This window comes from Thermoanaerobaculia bacterium, from assembly GCA_035260525.1.
GTDB lineage: Bacteria > Acidobacteriota > Thermoanaerobaculia > UBA5066 > DATFVB01 > DATFVB01.
The window spans coordinates 1-17,428 of the sequence record DATFVB010000214.1; the positions used below are offsets into that span (position 1 = coordinate 1).

Here is a 17,428-nt window from a genome sequence, read left to right on the forward strand (position 1 = left end):
GTCGAACCGGGAGTCGCGGGCCGCCAGCGCCCGGTAGCAGGTCGCAACGTCGAGTGCCATGCCGCTATTGAAGCACAGAGGTCGGATGGGACTGGCGGAATTCGGACATGGCAACCCGTCGCGGAAGCTCGCTCGGGGACCGGGAGCGCGGGCCCGTCGCGCGGCTCGTCGAACGAGCGACTCGACCGCGCGTACGGGCACCCCCTCGCCGCGCTTCCGCTCCCGCATCGCGGGATCTCGCCTTGGTTACTTCGGCGAGATCTCTCCGCGATGCGATGAGCCCGAAGGACGAGACCGGAAGAGGCCCACGCTCGCCGTCGCGGAAGCTCGCTCGGGGACCGAAAGCGCGTGCCCGTCGCGGGTCGGACTTCCCGGTCTCGACTCGGGACCCGAGACTCTCGACTCGAGACCCGTGACATTCGCGGCCTGTCCTTCCGGACGGTTGCGCGCGCGCGAGGGGTTCTGTATCGTCCGCCGCAATGTCGTCCCTTCCCCGGAATCTCGGTCTCCTCCTGACCCTCGCATTCGCCACCGGCGCGCGCGGGGCCGCGCGGCCCCCGATCGACGGAAAGATCGAAATCCCGCGGCTCGGCGTCGCGGGGGAGATCCGGGAAGGCGCCGACGACGACACGCTCCGGGTCGCCGTGGGACACATCCCGGGAACGGCGCTCCCCGGCCCGACCGGCAACGTCGCCCTCGCCGCCCACCGCTACGGGTATTTCAAGGGGCTCCGCCACGTGCGGAAGGGGGACGAGATCACCGTCACGACTCCCGGCGGAATCTTCCACTACGCCGTCGACCGCATCGAGATCGTCGAGATCACCGACGTCCAGGTCCTCGAGCCGACGCCGGATCCGACGCTCACGCTCGTCACCTGCTACCCGTTCGACTACATCGGCGCAGCCCCGCAGCGGCTGATCGTGCGGGCCCATCAGACGGATGTCCAGAAGGCCTCCCGCGCCTCCGACCCGGCGGAAAAGGCGCGGCCGGACGAGTCGACCGGCGTCGCTCCGACGAGCTGACGGGGCAAACGAGAAAGTCCGCGTACCGGGCGTTTTTCGCGGACGCCGCGAGCCGCCAACTCCCCTTCTCCCGGCGGGCCTTCGCCGCGCCGTAGTGGCTACGGCCACGCAGGCGGGAGAGAGAGTGCCCGCCGAAGCGAACGGAGGCGGGCCGATGAGGGAGTTCCGGGAGGCCGCGAAAACCGGCATGCCGGTGGTATCGAAATTGCTCTTTCCTCGCTCATGAGCTCCGCCCCCCGAGAAGTTCGGTCCGTCCCGTCCCCGGTCGACGTGCTGCTCGTCGAGGACGACGAGCCGCTCGCCAACGGGCTCCGCGAGACGCTCTCGATCGCGAGCGGGCCCCGTTTCCGGGTCACCCACGTGACCCGTCTCGCCGACGCGCTCGTTTCGCTGAGCGACCGGAGGTTCGACGTCGTGCTGCTCGACCTGAACCTCCCGGACGCGCGGGGAGCGGTCGCTCCCCGGACGCTCCAGAAGGCGGCTGCCGACGTCCCGATCGTCATCCTGACCGGAATCGCCGACGACCAGCTGGCCGCGGAGAATGCGCGGGCGGGCGTCCAGGACTACCTGCTCAAGAGCGAGATCAACGGCGACATCCTCGTCCGCTCCCTCCGGTACGCGATGGAAAGGAGCCGATTGCTCGCCGAGGCGAAGGCGCTCTCGATCCGCGACGACCTGACGGGACTCTTCAACCGGCGAGGTTTTCTCGGCGCCGCCGAGCAGCAGCTGAAGACGGCGAGCCGCCTCGGGGAGCCGGTTCTGCTCCTCTTTGCGGACGTGGACGGCATGAAGGAATGCAACGACGAATACGGCCACGCGCACGGCGACCGGCTCCTCCAGAAGGCGGCGCGGACCCTTCGCCGCACGTTTCGCGAATCCGACGTGCTCGGCCGGCTCGGCGGCGACGAGTTCGCGATCCTCTCGCTCGCGAACGGTCAGGGAGATTCCCGCGCGATCGTCGCCCGCCTGCAGCGCAACATCGAGGCGGAGAACGCCGACGACAGCCAACCCGTTCCGCTCTCGCTCTCCGTGGGCCTCGCCTTCTCCGACCCGCGGAGCGGCGCCCGGCTCGACGACCTGATGGAGCAGGCGGACGCCTGGATGTACGACCATAAGAGGCGGAAGAAGACCGCCGCCGCCGACGCCTAGCCCGCGCGGCCATACATAACGGAAACGGGTCGTTATCCAACTCGGCGGTCGCGATTCGTCATCGCGGCATCCCGCCCCTCGCCTCCTTCCGCGTCCGCCCGCATCGGAGGTATCATCCCGCCACGATCCTCCGATGAAAGAGCGTCCGTGAGCGATACGGTGGCGTCGCCAGACTCCGCAATTTCCCCCGCCGGGGATACCGCGGCGCGCCCCGCGCGGTCGGTCCACCCGATCGTCCGGCTCGATTATTTCGTCCGCATTCCCGCCTCGTTCGTCGTCTTCCTCGTCATGGAATCGACCTTCGTCTCGGCCGGCCGTGGCCGCGGCTTCCTGGCGCTCGCCTTCGCCTACGGGATCCTCTGGCCCCACCTGGCCTATCTGATCGGAACGCGCAGCCGCGACAGCAAGGCGGCCGAGCTGCGTTGTCTCCTCGTCGACTCGTTCATGATCGGTTTCTTCTCGGCGCTCACCGGTTTTTCCCTGCTGCCGTGCATCGCCTTCCTCACGTCGATCAACGCGGCGAACCTGAGCATCGGGGGGCCGCCCGTCGCGCTCAAGGGGCTCGGGGGGATGATCGCGGGAGCCGGCGTCTCGGTGCTCGCGTTCGGCCTGCACGTCAACAGCGAGTCGAACGCGGTCATCTCCGCCTTCAGCATCTTCGCGATCGTGTGCTTCTCGACGGTGTTCGCGCTCCACTCGCACCTCCAGACCCGTCGGATGCTGCGAGCCAAGCAGGCCGTGCAGGACCAGAAGCTTCAGATCGAGGAGCAGGCCCGGCAGGTCGAGCAGGCGCGCGAGGCCGCCGAGGAGGCGCGCGAGGCTGCCGAAGCGGCGAACCGGGCCAAGAGCGCGTTCCTCGCGAACATGAGCCACGAGCTCCGCACGCCCCTGAACGCGATCATCGGCTACAGCGAGCTCCTCGAGGAGGAGGCCGCCGGCGGAAGCCCGGAAGACCTCGTCGCGGACCTGCAGAAGATCCGCACGTCGGGCAAGCATCTCCTGCGCCTGATCAACAGCGTGCTCGACCTTTCGAAGATCGAGGCGGGCAAGATGACCCTGTTCGTCGAGACCTTCGACATCGCCAGGCTCGTCGAGGAGGTCGCGACGACGGCGGCGCCGCTCGTCGAGAAGAAGGGGAACCGGTTCGCCGTCCGATGCGATCCGGAGCTCGGCTCCCTCAAGGGAGACGTCACCAAACTCAAGCAGATCCTGTTGAACCTCCTCTCGAACGCGAGCAAGTTCGCCGAGAACGGAGAGATCTCGCTCGAGGTCGCCCGCGAGAGCGACCGGGAGGGGAACTGGGTCACGTTCCGGGTGCGCGACACGGGAATCGGGATGACTCCCGAGCAGCTCGGCAAGGTCTTCCAGGCGTTCACCCAGGCCGATGCCGCGACGACGCGCAAGTACGGCGGCACCGGGCTCGGTCTCGCCCTTTCGCGCCGGTTCTGCCAGATGATGGGGGGCGACGTCACCGCCGAGAGCACCTACGGTCAGGGGGCGACGTTCACCGTGCGCCTTCCCTCCGATGTCGGCAACGAGGAAGGGGATGCGACGTCGATCCACCGCGTGAACTTCCGCGCCCTCGTCGAAGAGGAAGAGAAGCGCCGTCGGGCGCTCGCGGGGAATTCCGGCACCGCGGGCGGCTGACGTGAGCCGGATCCTGCTCGTCGAGGACAACGACATGAACCGCGACATGCTCACCCGCAGGCTTGCGCGGCGCGGCTATCAGGTCGAAGCGGCGGTCGACGGCGGCGAGGCGGTCTCGCGGGCGGCGTCGGCGGCGCCCGATCTCGTGCTGATGGACCTGAATCTCCCGGTGCTGGACGGATACGAGGCGACCCGTCAGATCAAGGCCGCTCCGGCGACCCGCGCAATCCCCGTGATCGCGCTTTCCGCGCACGCGATGGCGGAGGACCGCGACCGCGCGCTCGCCGCCGGATGCGACGACTTCGACACGAAGCCCGTGGACCTCGAGCGCCTGCTCCGGAAGATCGAAGCGCTCCTCGTCCGCCGGCCGGCGGGGCCGTGAACCGGAGCGGGCCGGCCGGGGACGCGGCGGCGATCCGCCGGCCGGGAAGCCTCGAGCATCTGCCGGAGCTCGTCGACTTCGTGCGCCGCGCGTGCGAGCGCTCCGGCGCGGACGCCTCCTCGTGCTTCGCGGTGCGGCTCGCCGTCGAGGAGGTCTGCACGAACCTGATGCGGCACGCCTACGCCGGGCGCGAGCCCGGCCCGATCGAGGTGAGCGTCGAGGGCAGTCCCGGCCGCGTCGTCGTGACGATCACCGATTTCGCGCCGCCGTTCCGTCCCGACGAGGCGCCGTCGCCCGATTTCGACGCGCCCTGGGAGGATCGCCGCATCGGCGGTCTCGGCTGGCACCTCGTCAAGAGCGTCGTCGACGAGATCCGCTACGAGGCTCGGGCGGACGCCGGCAACCGCCTGACACTCGTGAAGCGCACGCAGCCCGCCGCGGGCGGCGGAGAGGGGTAGAAGCCATGGAGATCGCGTTCGCGGAATCGGGCCCGGTCACGGTCGTGTCGATCCGGGGAAGCGTCGACGGCCTCACGGCCGGCGACCTCACCGAAGCGCTTTCGGCGCGGGTGCGCGAGGGACGCCACCGCCTCGTCGCCGACTTCGCGGGAGTCGAGTACATCAGCAGCGCGGGTCTGCGCGCGCTGCTCGCCGCGCTGAAGGACACCCGCCAGCAGGGAGGCGACTTCCGGCTCGCCTCGATTCGTCCGGACGTCCAGCGCGTCCTGGACCTCTCGGGATTCACGAGCATCCTCAAGGCCTTCCCGACCGTCGACGCCGCCGTCGGGAGCTTCGGCGCGTGAGCGGCGCGGCGCCCCGGCGGCGGGTCGCGCTCGTCATCGGCTCCGGGAGCGTCAAGTGCGCCGCCGCGCTCGGTCTCCAGCGCGTGCTCGCGCGCGAAGGAATCGCCGTCGACATGGTCGTCGGGTGCAGCGGGGGGAGCATCTACGCCTCCTTCCTCGCGGCCGGCATCGCGACGGAGGAGGCCGTCCGGATGACGAAGGAGCTCTGGACCCAGGAGATCACGGACCGGCGCCACACGCCGTCGCTGCTGCGCGCGATCCTTCCGCGCGTCTTCGGCTTCACCGAGGATTTCGGCCTGAAGAGCGACACGCTCGTGATGAAGCGCCTGCGGGACGTCTTCGGCACGCGCCGGATCGAGGCGATGCCGACGCCGCTCCATCTGACCGCGACCGACTTCCGGACGGGGGAGCAGGTCGTCCTCTCCGAAGGGACGCTCGTCGACGGGATCCGGGCGTCGATCGCGATCCCGTTCATCTTTCGCCCGTGGAAAGTGGGAGGCCGGCTCCTGATCGACGGATTCATGTCCGATCCGCTTCCCGTGGGGGTCGCGATCCGGGAAGGCGCCGATGTCATCGTCGCGATGGGATTCGAGAGTCCGTACCAGACGGCGATCCGCTCTCCGGCACGCTTCTCGTTTCAGCTCTCGAGCATCATGACGAACAACCTGCTGAAGTCGCGGTTCGCGTTCCACAACCTCGCGCACCACGCGGAAGTGATCCCCGTCATCCCGCAGTTCTCCGAGCGCATCCGTTTGTTCGACACGGCGAAGATCCCGCTCATCATCGAGGAAGGGGAGCGCGCGGCCGAGGAGCAGCTTCCCTATCTGCGGCGCCTGCTGGCCGAGCCGGCCGCCGGCGGCTCGCGCGCGTGACCGGCTCCCGGTGAGCGTCCCGGCCGCGCCGGCGCGGATCCTCGTCGTCGACGACAACGAGATGAACCGGGACGTGCTCGCCCGGAGGCTCCTGCGGCAGGGCTACACGGTCGACGTCGCGGAGAACGGCCGCCGCGCCCTCGAGCGGGCGCGCGCGGAGAAGTACGACCTGATGCTCCTCGACGTGATGATGCCCGAGCTCGACGGCCGGCAGGTCCTCGCCGAGTGGATGCGCGACGCGACTCTACGGAACATCCCGGTCGTGATGATCTCGGCGAGCGACGAGACGGAGATCGTCGCCGGGTGCATCGAGCTCGGCGCCGACGACTACCTGCCCAAGCCGTTCAACCCCGTCGTGCTCCAGGCGCGCGTCGGCGCTTCGCTCGAGAAGAAGCGTCTGCGCGACCGCGAGCGGCTCTACGCCGAGAGCCTCGAGCGCGAGCTCGCGATCGGGCGGCGGATCCAGGCGACGTTCCTCCCGGAGGAGCTCCCGCAGCCCGAAGGGTGGGAGATCTCCGCGCTCTTCGAGCCCGCGCGGCAGTGCGCCGGAGACTTCTACGACGCCTTCGCTCTTCCGGGGGGCCGCGTCGCGCTCGCCATCGCGGACGTCTGCGACAAGGGAGTCGGCGCGGCGCTCTTCATGGCGCTGTTCCGCAGCCTCATCCGGTCGACGGCGGAAGCGGCGGCCGCCGATGGCGACGCGGCCGCGATCGTCCGGCGCGCCGTCGTCGGAACCAACGACTACATCGCCCGCACGCACGGGCGCGCGAACATGTTCGCGACGCTCTTCTTCGCGGTCGCCGACACGGCGACCGGCCGGATGCGGTACGTCAACGGCGGCCATGAGGCGCCGCTCGTCCTGTCGCTCTCCGGGGAAATCGCGAGCTCGCTCGAGCCGACCGGGCCCGCCGTCGGGATGCTTCCCGAGTCGCCGTACGAGGTCGGCAGCGCGGCGATCGCGCCCGGCGAGACGCTGTTCGGTTACACCGACGGCGTGACCGACGCGAAGGGCGCGGACGGCTTCTTCGGACGCGACCGGCTCCTTTCCGTCCTCTCCTCCGGGACGGCCTCGGCGGCGGAGCTCCTCGACAGGATCGGGACGGCGGTGCGCGCGCACGTCGGAGACGCAGAGCGCTACGACGACCTGACGATGCTCGCGGTCCGGCGAATCGGCTGAAATCCCCGCGAGAGCCCGTCGTCAAAGGATTTTTTCCTTGGCAGCGGGCTTGCATTCCCCGTGCGCCGAAGGAGAAACGCCTATGAAATTCACTCGATGGGTCCCCGCTCTCTTGCTCTGTTTCGGCATCTCGACCGTCGCGATGGCCCAGGGAGCCGGCTCGGTGCAGCGGACGACGAAACTCGCCGTCTCCGAGCCGACGATGATCGGCAACGTCATGCTCGATCCGGGCAGCTACACGCTGCACGTCAACGACTACCAGTCTGAAAAGGTGCAGGTCGTCGTGACGCGCGACTCCGACAGCAAGACGATCGGCACCGTGATCGCCGCGCGGACGCGCCGCAGTCTCGACTCTCACCAGGCTTCGGACAACCAGACTCAGTTCACCTACACGACCTTCAACGGCCATCCGGCCGTCGCCACCTGGTTCTATCCGGGCGACGAGTGGGGCGAGGAGTTCGCGTACGGGAAGGAGACCGTCGCCGAGAACACGACCGGCGGCGAGGTGACGATGACTCAGACGCCCGCGCCGACGGCCTCGACCTCGACGATGGCGGAGTCGACGCCTCCGAAGGAAGAGAGCACGGTCGCCGAGAGCACGCCTGCCCCCGCGCCCGCCCCCGAGCCGGCTCCGGAAGCGAAGACGCTCCCGAAGACGGCGAGCTCGACGCCGCTCGTGGCTCTGCTCGGAGCGCTGTCGCTGGCCGGCGCCGCCGCCGTTCGCTTCGGACGGCGCAAGGCGGCCTGACCGGTTCGCCGATCTCGGATGGGGCGCCGGGCGAGAGCCCGGCGCTTCTTCTTTGCGGGAGAGCTCCGATCGTGGCGCCGCGCTGTTCCGGGAGGCGTCCCGGCGATCCGTACGGCGGCTCCTCGGGTGACGGCGGAGGGCCTCGACGGCGGCGGCGTCACCCGTCACCCGTCGCCCGCGTCCGCTTTCCGCCCGTATAATTTCGGACGTTGCGACCCGCCATCGACCTCGTCGGCGTCGAGAAGCGATTCGGCGGCGCCGTCGCGCTGCAGCCGACGACCCTCTCGATTTCCGCCGGAAAGACGACCGCGCTGATCGGCCGCTCCGGCTCGGGGAAATCGACCATCCTCCGCCTCATCATCGGGCTGATCGCGCCCACCTCCGGCGAGGTGCGGATCGACGGCGAGCCCGTCGCGGCCTTCGATCCGGTCGAGCTCCGCCGCCGGATGGGGTACGTGATCCAGGAAGGAGGGCTCTTCCCGCACCTCACGGTCCGCGGCAACGTCCTCCTTCTCGGCCGCCACCTGAAGAAGCCCGCCGCTTTCCTCGATCGGCGGCTGTGCGAGGTCGGCGAGCTCGTGCGGCTCCCTCCCGATCTGATGGACCGCTATCCGGCGGAGCTCTCCGGCGGACAGCGCCAGCGCGTCGGTCTCATGCGTGCGCTGCTCCTCGACCCCGAGATGCTCCTCCTCGACGAGCCGATGGGCGCGCTCGACCCGCTCGTGCGCGCCGAGCTCCAGGACGAGTTCCGCGAGATTTTCGAGCGGCTCTCGCCGACGGTCGTCCTCGTCACGCACGACCTGCCGGAAGCGGCGTATCTCGCCGATCGGCTCGTCCTGCTCGACGCCGGCCGGGTGGTCCAGGAGGGGGGCCTCGACGATTTCCGCCGCGCGCCGGCGGCGCCGTTCGTCACGGCGTTCCTCGATGCGCAGCGCGGGCTGCCGTCGTGAGGCGGCGCGAACGCGGCGCCCTGGCGGCGGCGGTTCTGTTCGCGGCGGGGTTTCCGGTGTCGGCCGCCGACGGTCCCGTCCGCGTCGGCTCGAAGAAATTCACGGAGTCGTACGTGCTCGGCGAGATCATGACGCGCGCGCTTGCCGGCGCCGGCGTCCGGGCGGAGCATCGCCCGGGGATGGGCGGGACGCTGATCCTCTGGCAGGCCCTTCGATCGGGCGCGATCGACGCTTACCCGGAGTACACCGGAACGATCGCCGAAGAAATCGTCCGGACGCCCGGCGCGGCGTCGGTCCCGGCGCTCCGTCCGCGTCTGGGGGCGCTCGGCATCGGGATCACCGACCCGCTCGGGTTCAACAACACCTACGCGCTCGTCATGCGGCGCGACCGCGCCCGGGCGCTCGGGATCGCTTCGATCGGCGATCTCCGGGGGCATCCGGGGCTCTCGGCGGGGTTCACGCACGAGTTCCTCGACCGGCGGGACGGATGGGCGCCGCTCGCCCGGCGCTACGCCCTGGCTCTCCGGAAGGTGAGAGGAATCGACCACGCGCTCGGGTACGAGGCGCTTGCCTCCGGGGCGATCGACGTCAAGGACGCGTATTCGACCGACGCTCGGATCGCGGAAGACGACCTCGTCGTGCTCCGCGACGACCTCGGGTTCTTTCCGAGGTACGACGCGGTGATCCTCTACCGGGAGGCGATCGAGCCGCGCGCCGTCGCCGCGCTTCGCGGGCTCTCCGGGAGGATCGACGGGACCGAGATGACACGGTTGAACGCGCTCGCGGAGCGCACGCGCGATTACGGGCGGGCGGCCGACGCGTTCCTGGGCGGACGCCCGGCTCCGCGGCCCTCCACCGCGCGGAACATCGCGCGATGGACGTGGCGCCACGTCGAGCTCGTCGGGATCTCCGTGGCGCTCGCCGTCCTCGCCGGAATCCCTCTGGGGATCGCCGCGAGCGGGCGCGGCTGGGGAGCGCGCGCGATCCTCGCGCTGGCCGGAGTCGTACAGACGGTGCCGGCGCTGGCGCTCCTCGCCCTCCTCGTGCCGGTTCCGTTCCTCGGTATCTCCCCGACGACGGCCGTCGTCGCGCTTTTTCTGTACAGCCTGCTGCCGATCGTCCGGAACACGGCGGCCGGTCTCCAGGACATTCCCGGGTGGCTGAAGGAATCGGCCGAGGCCCTCGGCCTCCCGCCGGCCGCGCGCCTCCTGCGCGTCCACCTCCCGATGGCGTCGCGGACGATCCTCGCCGGCATCAAGACGAGCGCCGTGATCGCCGTCGGCACCGCCACGCTCGCGGCGCTGATCGGAGCGGGCGGCCTCGGCGAACCCATCCTCTCCGGGCTCAACCTCAACGACCACGCGACGATCCTGGAAGGGGCGGTGCCCGCGGCGATCCTCGCGCTCGTCGTCGAAGGGCTGTTCGTTCTCGCGGATCGGGTCTTGATCCCGCGAGGTCTTCGGCTTCCGCCCGCGGGGGAGTAGCCGGGCCCCCGATCCGTGACTCGCGACCCGCGGCCCGCGCGAGTAAGATTCCACCCGTGGACCTCGAGCTCAACGGAAAGGTCGCCATGGTCGCGGCGGCGAGCAAGGGAATCGGACGCGCGATCGCCGAATCGCTCGCTCGCGAGGGATGCCGCCTCTCGATCTGCTCGCGCTCCGAGGCGTCGCTCGGCGCCGCTCGTGACGCGATCGCGGGGCAGGCGCCGCGGGTCGAGCTCCAGACGGTCGTCTGCGATCTGTCGAAGGGCGAGGACCTCGAGCGCTGGTTCCGGGAGTCGGCCGGCCGCTTCGGCCGGGTCGACATCCTCGTGACCAATGCCGGCGGCCCCCCGGCGGCGAAGTTCGAGGATCTGACCGAGGACCAGTGGCGCGACGGGATCGCCGGGACGCTGATGAACGTGGTCCGGCTGTCGCGCCTCGTCCTGCCCGGGATGCGGGAACGCCGGTGGGGCCGCCTCGTTCACATGACCTCCTTCGTCGCGAAGCAGCCGGCGGACCTCCTGACGATCTCCTCGACGATCCGCGCCGGGATCTCCGCCCTGACCAAGACCATGGCGAACCAGGTGGCCGCCGACAACGTTCTCGTCAACGCCGTCCTCCCGGGATACGTCGCGACGGACCGACAGGTCGAGCTCAACACGATCCGCGCGAGACAGGCGGGGATCTCCGTCGAGGAATACGCCGCGCGCGCATCCGAGGCGATCCCCCTGAAGCGCTCGGCCCGCCCGAGAGAGCTCGGCGACGTCGTCGCCTTCCTGTGCAGCGAGCGGGCGAGCTACGTGAGCGGCGTGTCGCTGCTGGTCGATGGCAGCCTGGTCGCCGGAACTTTCTAGGCCGGCGCGGATCATACGCGCCGCTATCCGCGTCCGGCCGACCCGCCGCCGGGCGCGACGTACGCCCCGGTACGCCTAACCCAGCGCGGGATCGGCCGAACGCGTCTTTCGACACGTCTGGCCGCGCCTCGTGGCTGTCGGAACTGACGCAGGGTTCCCCGCAGCGTCGATCCTCGCGCCAAAATCAGCAAGTGCAACGATGAGGCGCGGCCAGACGCGAGCCCGATCCGCCGCCGCTCTACGAGCTATGGCGGGATTGATCGGCCCGAACGGCCGTTGAGCAGCAAGCACCCTTGCTGCCTCGATCCGCCGTAGCCTTGGCGAAGGCGGACGGGATGCGGGTCGCCCGCGGCGACCGCAGGCGTACTGACAACGTACGTCGGAGGGAGACGCGGGCGGCACGCGCCCGTCCGGCTCGATGTATCCGCCTTCGCCAAGGCTTCGGCGGATCTCACGGGCAATCCTCCGAAGCTCGGCAGAGCGAAGGAGGATCGCCGCGCCAGGTTACGGACGAAGGCCTTCGGCCCACGACATCACATACCAGATCGCCGCCTCCGGGCGCTTCGCCCATTGGCGATATGCAGCGAGCGCCGCGTCGAAACGATCCGCGGCGAGGAGGGCGGCCGAGACGATCGGCTCGCGGGCCTGCTCGAGGATGATCGCGAGGTTCTCGGCATAGAGCGGGAAATCGGCGGCGCCCGCGCAGCTGCCGAAGAAGAGGAAGCGATTCCTCCGCGGGTGCGCGCCCGCCTCGTGCAGGAGCGCGACGAGGCGGCGCCCGACGATCGGATCGCATCCGATTTTCTCGTAGCTGCCCATGTAGGCCCGCCAGAGGTCGGAAAAACCGTCCGGTTCCGGCCAGAGCCGCAGCAGATCGTGGTCGTCGTCCTCGAGGACGAGCCTCCCGCCGGGCCGGACGGCCCGCACCATCTGTCGAACGACGGCGAGCGGGTCGGCAACGTGCTCGAGAACGAACCGCGCGTGCACGAGGTCGAACGCGCTCCATTCGGCGCGGGCGAGCGGAAGCGACTCCGCGCGGCCTTCCCGGAACTCGGCGAAATCCGCTTCGCCGGCGTCGCGAGCGAGGCGCCCGGCGGTCTCGCGCTGGTCGGCGCTCCGCTCGATGCCGACGACGCGCCGGCCGGTCGCCTTCCCCATCGCTCGCGTGAACTGCCCGAGGCCGCTCCCGACGTCGAGGATTCGCTCGCCTCCCGTGAGGCCGAGGGCGTCGAGCGAGGCGCGGTTCAGGAGCGCGTTCAGGCGCGCGAGCCGCTCCTGCTCCTCCGCGGAGGTCCCGTGAATGTACTCGGGATCGGCCATTTTCCGCATGATATCGTTCCGCGCTCCATGATCGCGTTTTCGCGCATCTCGAAACAGTACGGCCGGCAGATCCTCTTCGTCGACGCCTCGTTTCAGCTCAATCCGGGAGAGAAAGTCGGCGTCGTCGGGCCGAACGGAGCGGGAAAGACGACGCTCTTCCGGATGATCGCGGGCGAGGAGCATCCCGACGACGGAGAGGTGTCGGTGCCGAAGAAGCTCGCCGTCGGATGGTTCCGGCAGGAGATCGACGAGATGGCGGGCCGCTCCGTCCTCGACGAGGCGATCGCGGGGAGCGGGAGGCTCGGGGACCTGCACCACGAGCTCGAGGCGCTCGAGCACGCGCTCGCCGATCCCGCCCGCGCCGGCGAGATGGATGCCGTCCTCGATCGCTTCGGGCGCGTTCAGGAGGAGTACCAGCAGCGGGGCGGGTACGAGCTCGAAACCCGGGCTCGCGAAGTGCTCCATGGTCTCGGATTCGAGGACCGGTCGATCGACGGAGACGTCGGGGCGCTCTCCGGCGGGTGGAAGATGCGGGTCTCGATGGCGAAGGTGCTCCTCGGGAAACCGGACGTCCTCCTCCTCGACGAGCCGACGAACCATCTCGACATCGAGTCGATCCTCTGGCTCGAGGGGTTCCTGAAGGAGAGCCCGGCCTCGCTCCTGATGACGTGCCACGACCGCGATTTCATGAATCGCGTCGTCTCGCGGATCGTCGAGATCGACGGCGGCGAGCTCGTCGCCTACTCGGGCGACTACGATTTCTACGACCGGGAGCGCCGGCTCCGCGAAGCGCAGCGGGAGGCCGCGTACGCCCGCCAGCAGGCGATGTTCGCCAAGGAACAGCGCTTCATCGAGCGGTTCTCCGCGCATGCCGCGAAGGCCGCGCAGGTGCAGAGCCGGGTCAAGAAACTCGAGAAGATCGAGACCGTCGAACCGCCCCGGCGGCGGACGGCCGTGAAGTTCGATTTCGCGCGGCCGCCGCGGTCCGGCGACGAGGTCGCGGCGCTCTCCGGCGTCACGAAGGCCTACGGGGACCGGCGCCTCTATTCCGATTTCGACTTTCTGGTGCGGCGCGGCGAGCGATGGTGCGTCATGGGAAGAAACGGCGCGGGTAAGACGACGCTGCTCAAGATGGTCGCGGGGGCCCTGCCTCCCGACGCCGGAGCGATCAAGCTCGGGGCGAGCCTGACGCTCGGGTACTTCGCCCAGCAGGCCCTCGACCTCCTCGACGCGGAGCTCACCGTCCTCGAGCAGATCGCCGGCGATTTTCCCCACGACAGCCCGGCGGCGATCCGGAACCTCCTGGGGGCGTTCCAGTTCTCCGGCGACGACGTCGACAAGCCCGTGCGGGCCCTCTCGGGCGGAGAGCGCTCGCGTCTGGTGATGGCGCGCATGCTCTTCCATCCGCCGAATTTCCTCGTCCTCGACGAGCCGACGAACCATCTCGACCTGGCGACCAAGGAGATGCTCGTCTCGGCGCTCGGGGAATTCGAGGGGACGATGCTCTTCGTCTCCCACGACCGGGCTTTCCTGCGCGGCCTCGCCAACCGCGTGCTCGAGGTGGGGGAGGGAGAGCCCCACGCGTATCTCGGGTCGTATGGGGAATACGTCGCGGCCACGGGCAGAGAGGCCCCGGGAGTCCACGCCTAGCCGGTACATCCCCGGAGGGGGAGGCGGCGGAGGCAGGGGATCGACCGTGAGGGAACGGCCCCCGGGGAATTACTTCTTCCCGCGCAACTCCCAGCTCTCCGCGTACATCTTCTCGCCCGCCGTGACTTCGAACGGCAGGTGGTTGGCGGGAGGGGGAAGCGCGCAGGTCGCATAGGGGGTGAACACGCAAGGCGGGTCGTAGGCCTTGTTGAAGTCGAGCACGGTCTTGCCGTCCTTCGCGAACGGCGCGTAGACGAACCGCCCTCCGCCGTACGTGCTCTTCCCGTTCGTGCGATCGCCGAAGATGATGAAGAGCTCGTCGGAGCCCTGCTCGAGAACGGGAACGACGCGGTAGGGTTTTCCGCGGTAGGTGAACTCGATCTCTCCCGGCGCGACGTCGTCCTCCGGAAAGCCGAGGATCGTCGGAACGGTGATGTGCTTCGGAGGATCGTAGGGGATGAATCGCGCGTCGAATCGCCATTCCGGCGAGACGGGATAGTGCTCGAGTCCCCGGAAGGCGCGGCGTACCTCGCTCGCGCTGTCCCGGACGCGCACGCCGGTCCGATCGCCTCGCCGGATGACGAAGAACGAGACGCTCCCGGCGGACAGCACCGTCGGGTCGCCGTTCTCGTCGGAGGCGAGCGGCATCCCTCCCGCGGGCTTTCCGGCCGCTTCGACGGGAGAGCCCGCCGCGGGTTCCCACCGCGTCTCCTTCCCCTCCAGCACGATCGCTCCGGCCCGCGGCGGGGCCGATTTCGGCAGCACCACCGCGCTCGAAGGATCGGAGCCGACGGTGTTCGCGCCGGGCTGCAGCCAGAACAGGCCGGCGAGGGAGAGCCAGCCGTCCGGCTTCGTCAGACGGGCGATCCGGCCGGCGCGCCACGTCTCGATCGAGCGGACGTAGCTTTCCTCGGCCGGAGAGCGCTGCGGGCGGCACGCGAGCGCGGCGATCGCCGCGCCGGCGACCGCAACCGCAAGCATCCGGGCGGCCGGCGTCCTCATGCTTTCTCGCCCGTCCCCGGCGAGGCGGGGTCCTTCGGCTTCGGCACGACGATCGGCGGCACGCCGGCGTCGCGGACCGCGCGGTTGAAGTCGGAGAGGTCCTTGTCGAGCACGGACGAGAGCTCGCTCGCAATCGCCGCGAGCTGCTTCGAGAGCTCCCGGTAGTAGGCGTACGCGGAAGGCGCCGGTGCCGCGTCCGAAGAGGAGACGACGCTCGTCAGACCGACGAACTGGTGATCGAGCTTCGGAGGAAAATTGAGCACGTCCTGGTTGGCCTTGACCTTCGGGTTGACGAGCTTCTCCTCGATCGACGTGAGCTTGTCCGTGAGCGCCTTCGCCGGCGCCTTCAGAGGCTCGTCCTTCCCGATCTCCTTCGCGTGGGCGAGGACCTCCGCGATCTGACTCTTCACCGACCGGATGCGGATCACCGAGGCATGGGTCTCCGACAGCGAGTCGCGCACGGCCTCCAGGAAGTCGTACTGCTTGCGCAGGTCCTCGGCGCTCGCCCCGGCGTCGGGATTCGGGACGACTTCGACGCGGTCCTCGGCGGAGCGGTCGCCGACCGTGAGCTTGACCCGGTACGTCCCCGGCGCCACGAGCGGCCCGCTCTTGTCTCCCCAGATGATCGCCTTCGGGACGAGCGTCGGCGGGAACATCCTCAGGTCCCAGACGAAGCGGTTGAGCCCCGCCTTGGCCTCGATCGGCTTTTCCTCGCCGCCTTCTTCGGCGTCCTCTTTCTTGTCGCTGGAGAAAGTCCGGATGAGCCGGTCGCCGGCGAAGATCTCGATTGCGGTCTTCTCCTTCTCGCCGGGCTTTTCGGCGAGCCAGTAGTCGACGATCGCTCCCCCGGGCGGGTTCTCGCCGACGGCGCCGCGCGGACCTCCTTCGCCGAAGCCGCGGTGCGCGATCCGGAGAGCGGGACGCGGATGGAAGAGATGAACCGGCGCCGACGCGATGTCCTCCTTCCACTGCTCGAGCGGCGACAGATCGTCGAGAACCCAGAACGCCCGCCCCTGCGTGGCCACCACGAGGTCGCCGTTCTTGACCGCGAGATCGGTGATCGGCACGACCGGCAGGTTGCGCTGGAAGGGCTGCCAGCGGCCGCCGCCGTCGAAGGAGACGTAGAGGCCCGTCTCGGTTCCGGCGTAGAGAAGGCCGGGGCGGACGGCGTCCTCGCGGACGACGCGCGTGAACGCGCCGTCCGGGATCCCCGCGACGATCTTCGTCCACGTGCGGCCGTCGTCGGTCGTCTTGTAGAGGTACGGCCGGTCGTCGTCGAACTTGTACATCGTCGCGGCGACGTATGCGGTCGACTTGTCGTGCGGCGAGAGCTCGATCGAGTTGATCTGGATCCACTCGGGGATTCCCCTGGGGGTGACGTTCTTCCACGTCTTCCCTCCGTCGTGCGTGACCTGGACGAGGCCGTCGTCGGTCCCCGCCCAGAGCGTCTTCGCGTCGAAGGGAGATTCCGCCACGCAGAAGATCGTGTCGTAGACCTCGATCCCCGTGTCGTCGTACGTGATCGGGCCGCCCGAGTAGCCCTGCTTGGCCCTGTCGTTGCGCGTGAGGTCGGGGCTCGCCTCCTCCCACGTGGTCCCCTCGTCGCGGCTCCGCAGGAGCACCTGCGCGGCGTGATACACGGTTTTCGGGTCGAAGCGGGAGACGAGGATCGGCGCGTTCCACTGGAACCGGTACTTCAGGTCCTTCGCCGCCTGCCCGATCGCGAGCTGCGGCCACGCGACGACTTCCTTCTCTTCCCCCGTTTTCCGGTCCGTGCGCGTGATCGAGCCTCCGTAGCAGCCGCCGTACACGACATCGGGGTTCGCGAGGTTCGGCGCGATCCAGCCGCTCTCGCATCCTCCGACGATGTACCAGTCGGTGCGCGCGATCCCTCCTCCGGGTGCCGCGCTCGGGATCACGACGGGCGTGTTGTCCTGCTGCGCGCCGTAGATCCGGTACGGCGTCCGGTTGTCGGTCGCGACCCGGTAGAACTGCGCGGTCGGCTGGTTCTCGATCGACGACCAGCTCTGTCCGCCGTTGACCGACACGTTGGCGCCGCCGTCGTTGGATTCGATCAGCCGGCGCGGATCGTCGGGCGCAATCCACATGTCGTGGTTGTCCCCGTGCGGCGGCCGCAGCTGCGTCCACGACTTCCCGGCGTCGGTCGACTTCATGAGGTTCACGTTCAGCACGTAGACCGTGTCCTTCGCCTTCGGATCGGCGAACACGCGCGTGTAGTAGAAGGCGCGCTGCCGCAGGTCGCGCCGGTCGGTCACCTTCGTCCACGTCGCGCCCGCGTCGTCGGAGCGGAAGAACCCGCCGTCCTCGGCTTCGACCTGCGCGTAGACGCGGTGCGGGTCGGCGCCCGAGAC

16 protein-coding genes are annotated in these 17,428 nt (G+C 69.6%); 13 read left to right on the forward strand and 3 right to left on the reverse strand.

What is annotated here, in order from left to right:
- The first annotated feature begins 479 nt into the window (after positions 1-479).
- From VKH46_10950 to VKH46_11005, 12 genes are all read left to right on the forward strand, one after another.
- The gene (locus VKH46_10950; GenBank protein ID HKB71352.1) at positions 480-1,022 is read left to right on the forward strand and encodes a class D sortase; all 543 of its coding nucleotides are present in this window, start codon (positions 480-482) and stop codon (positions 1,020-1,022) included.
- A gap of 222 nt (positions 1,023-1,244) precedes the next feature.
- Complete coding sequence (locus VKH46_10955) at positions 1,245-2,171, forward strand: diguanylate cyclase (GenBank protein ID HKB71353.1); 927 nt, start codon at positions 1,245-1,247, stop codon at positions 2,169-2,171.
- 147 nt (positions 2,172-2,318) lie between these two features.
- Positions 2,319-3,818, forward strand: coding sequence for an ATP-binding protein (locus VKH46_10960; GenBank protein HKB71354.1), 1,500 nt, complete (start codon positions 2,319-2,321; stop codon positions 3,816-3,818).
- Position 3,819: 1 nt separating this feature from the next.
- Positions 3,820-4,200: a response regulator gene (locus VKH46_10965; protein HKB71355.1), complete on the forward strand. Its 381-nt coding sequence runs from the start codon at positions 3,820-3,822 to the stop codon at positions 4,198-4,200.
- Positions 4,197-4,658: an ATP-binding protein gene (locus tag VKH46_10970; protein HKB71356.1), complete on the forward strand. Its 462-nt coding sequence runs from the start codon at positions 4,197-4,199 to the stop codon at positions 4,656-4,658. The genes VKH46_10965 and VKH46_10970 overlap by 4 nt, the downstream gene beginning before the upstream one ends.
- 5 nt (positions 4,659-4,663) lie before the next feature.
- Positions 4,664-5,002 (forward strand): STAS domain-containing protein, encoded by a 339-nt coding sequence (locus tag VKH46_10975; protein HKB71357.1) that lies wholly within the window; start codon positions 4,664-4,666, stop codon positions 5,000-5,002.
- Complete coding sequence (locus VKH46_10980) at positions 4,999-5,874, forward strand: patatin-like phospholipase family protein (GenBank protein ID HKB71358.1); 876 nt, start codon at positions 4,999-5,001, stop codon at positions 5,872-5,874. The genes VKH46_10975 and VKH46_10980 overlap by 4 nt, the downstream gene beginning before the upstream one ends.
- A gap of 10 nt (positions 5,875-5,884) precedes the next feature.
- Positions 5,885-7,051, forward strand: a complete 1,167-nt coding sequence (locus VKH46_10985; GenBank protein ID HKB71359.1) for a SpoIIE family protein phosphatase — start codon at positions 5,885-5,887, stop codon at positions 7,049-7,051.
- An 82-nt stretch (positions 7,052-7,133) separates the two neighbouring features.
- Positions 7,134-7,799, forward strand: a complete 666-nt coding sequence (locus VKH46_10990) for an LPXTG cell wall anchor domain-containing protein (protein ID HKB71360.1) — start codon at positions 7,134-7,136, stop codon at positions 7,797-7,799.
- A 209-nt stretch (positions 7,800-8,008) separates the two neighbouring features.
- A complete protein-coding gene (locus tag VKH46_10995; protein HKB71361.1) occupies positions 8,009-8,749 on the forward strand; it encodes an ATP-binding cassette domain-containing protein in 741 nt (246 codons plus the stop codon).
- A complete protein-coding gene (locus VKH46_11000) occupies positions 8,746-10,233 on the forward strand; it encodes a glycine betaine ABC transporter substrate-binding protein (GenBank protein HKB71362.1) in 1,488 nt (495 codons plus the stop codon). Before VKH46_10995 ends, VKH46_11000 begins: the two co-directional genes overlap by 4 nt.
- Positions 10,234-10,289: 56 nt before the next feature.
- Entirely contained in the window at positions 10,290-11,084 is a 795-nt protein-coding gene (locus VKH46_11005; GenBank protein HKB71363.1) for an SDR family oxidoreductase, read from the forward strand.
- A 504-nt stretch (positions 11,085-11,588) separates the two neighbouring features.
- Here the strand turns inward: VKH46_11005 and VKH46_11010 are convergent.
- Positions 11,589-12,404 (reverse strand): methyltransferase domain-containing protein, encoded by an 816-nt coding sequence (locus VKH46_11010; GenBank protein ID HKB71364.1) that lies wholly within the window; start codon positions 12,402-12,404, stop codon positions 11,589-11,591.
- Positions 12,405-12,431: 27 nt separating this feature from the next.
- Here VKH46_11010 and VKH46_11015 point away from each other — a divergent pair, with 27 nt between their 5' ends.
- Positions 12,432-14,054, forward strand: a complete 1,623-nt coding sequence (locus VKH46_11015; protein HKB71365.1) for an ABC-F family ATP-binding cassette domain-containing protein — start codon at positions 12,432-12,434, stop codon at positions 14,052-14,054.
- A 69-nt stretch (positions 14,055-14,123) separates the two neighbouring features.
- On the opposite strand, the gene VKH46_11020 is transcribed toward VKH46_11015, so the two are convergent.
- Both VKH46_11020 and VKH46_11025 read right to left on the reverse strand, forming a co-directional pair.
- On the reverse strand, positions 14,124-15,056 hold the full coding sequence (locus VKH46_11020) for a DUF1684 domain-containing protein (protein HKB71366.1): 933 nt from the start codon (positions 15,054-15,056) through the stop codon (positions 14,124-14,126).
- A partial coding sequence (locus tag VKH46_11025; GenBank protein ID HKB71367.1) for a glycosyl hydrolase occupies positions 15,053-17,428 on the reverse strand: 2,376 nt, incomplete at its 5' end. The genes VKH46_11020 and VKH46_11025, both read right to left, overlap by 4 nt.

What these genes read in the sequence shown, in the direction of transcription:
- VKH46_10950 (HKB71352.1), top strand. Translation starts at nt 480, where the DNA reads ATGTCGTCCCTTCCCCGGAATCTCGGTCTCCTCCTGACCCTCGCATTC.
- VKH46_10955 (HKB71353.1), top strand. Translation starts at nt 1,245, where the DNA reads ATGAGCTCCGCCCCCCGAGAAGTTCGGTCCGTCCCGTCCCCGGTCGAC.
- VKH46_10975 (HKB71357.1), top strand. Translation starts at nt 4,664, where the DNA reads ATGGAGATCGCGTTCGCGGAATCGGGCCCGGTCACGGTCGTGTCGATC.
- VKH46_10990 (HKB71360.1), top strand. Translation starts at nt 7,134, where the DNA reads ATGAAATTCACTCGATGGGTCCCCGCTCTCTTGCTCTGTTTCGGCATC.
- VKH46_11010 (HKB71364.1), bottom strand. Translation starts at nt 12,404, where the DNA reads ATGGCCGATCCCGAGTACATTCACGGGACCTCCGCGGAGGAGCAGGAG.
- VKH46_11015 (HKB71365.1), top strand. Translation starts at nt 12,432, where the DNA reads ATGATCGCGTTTTCGCGCATCTCGAAACAGTACGGCCGGCAGATCCTC.
- VKH46_11020 (HKB71366.1), bottom strand. Translation starts at nt 15,056, where the DNA reads ATGAGGACGCCGGCCGCCCGGATGCTTGCGGTTGCGGTCGCCGGCGCG.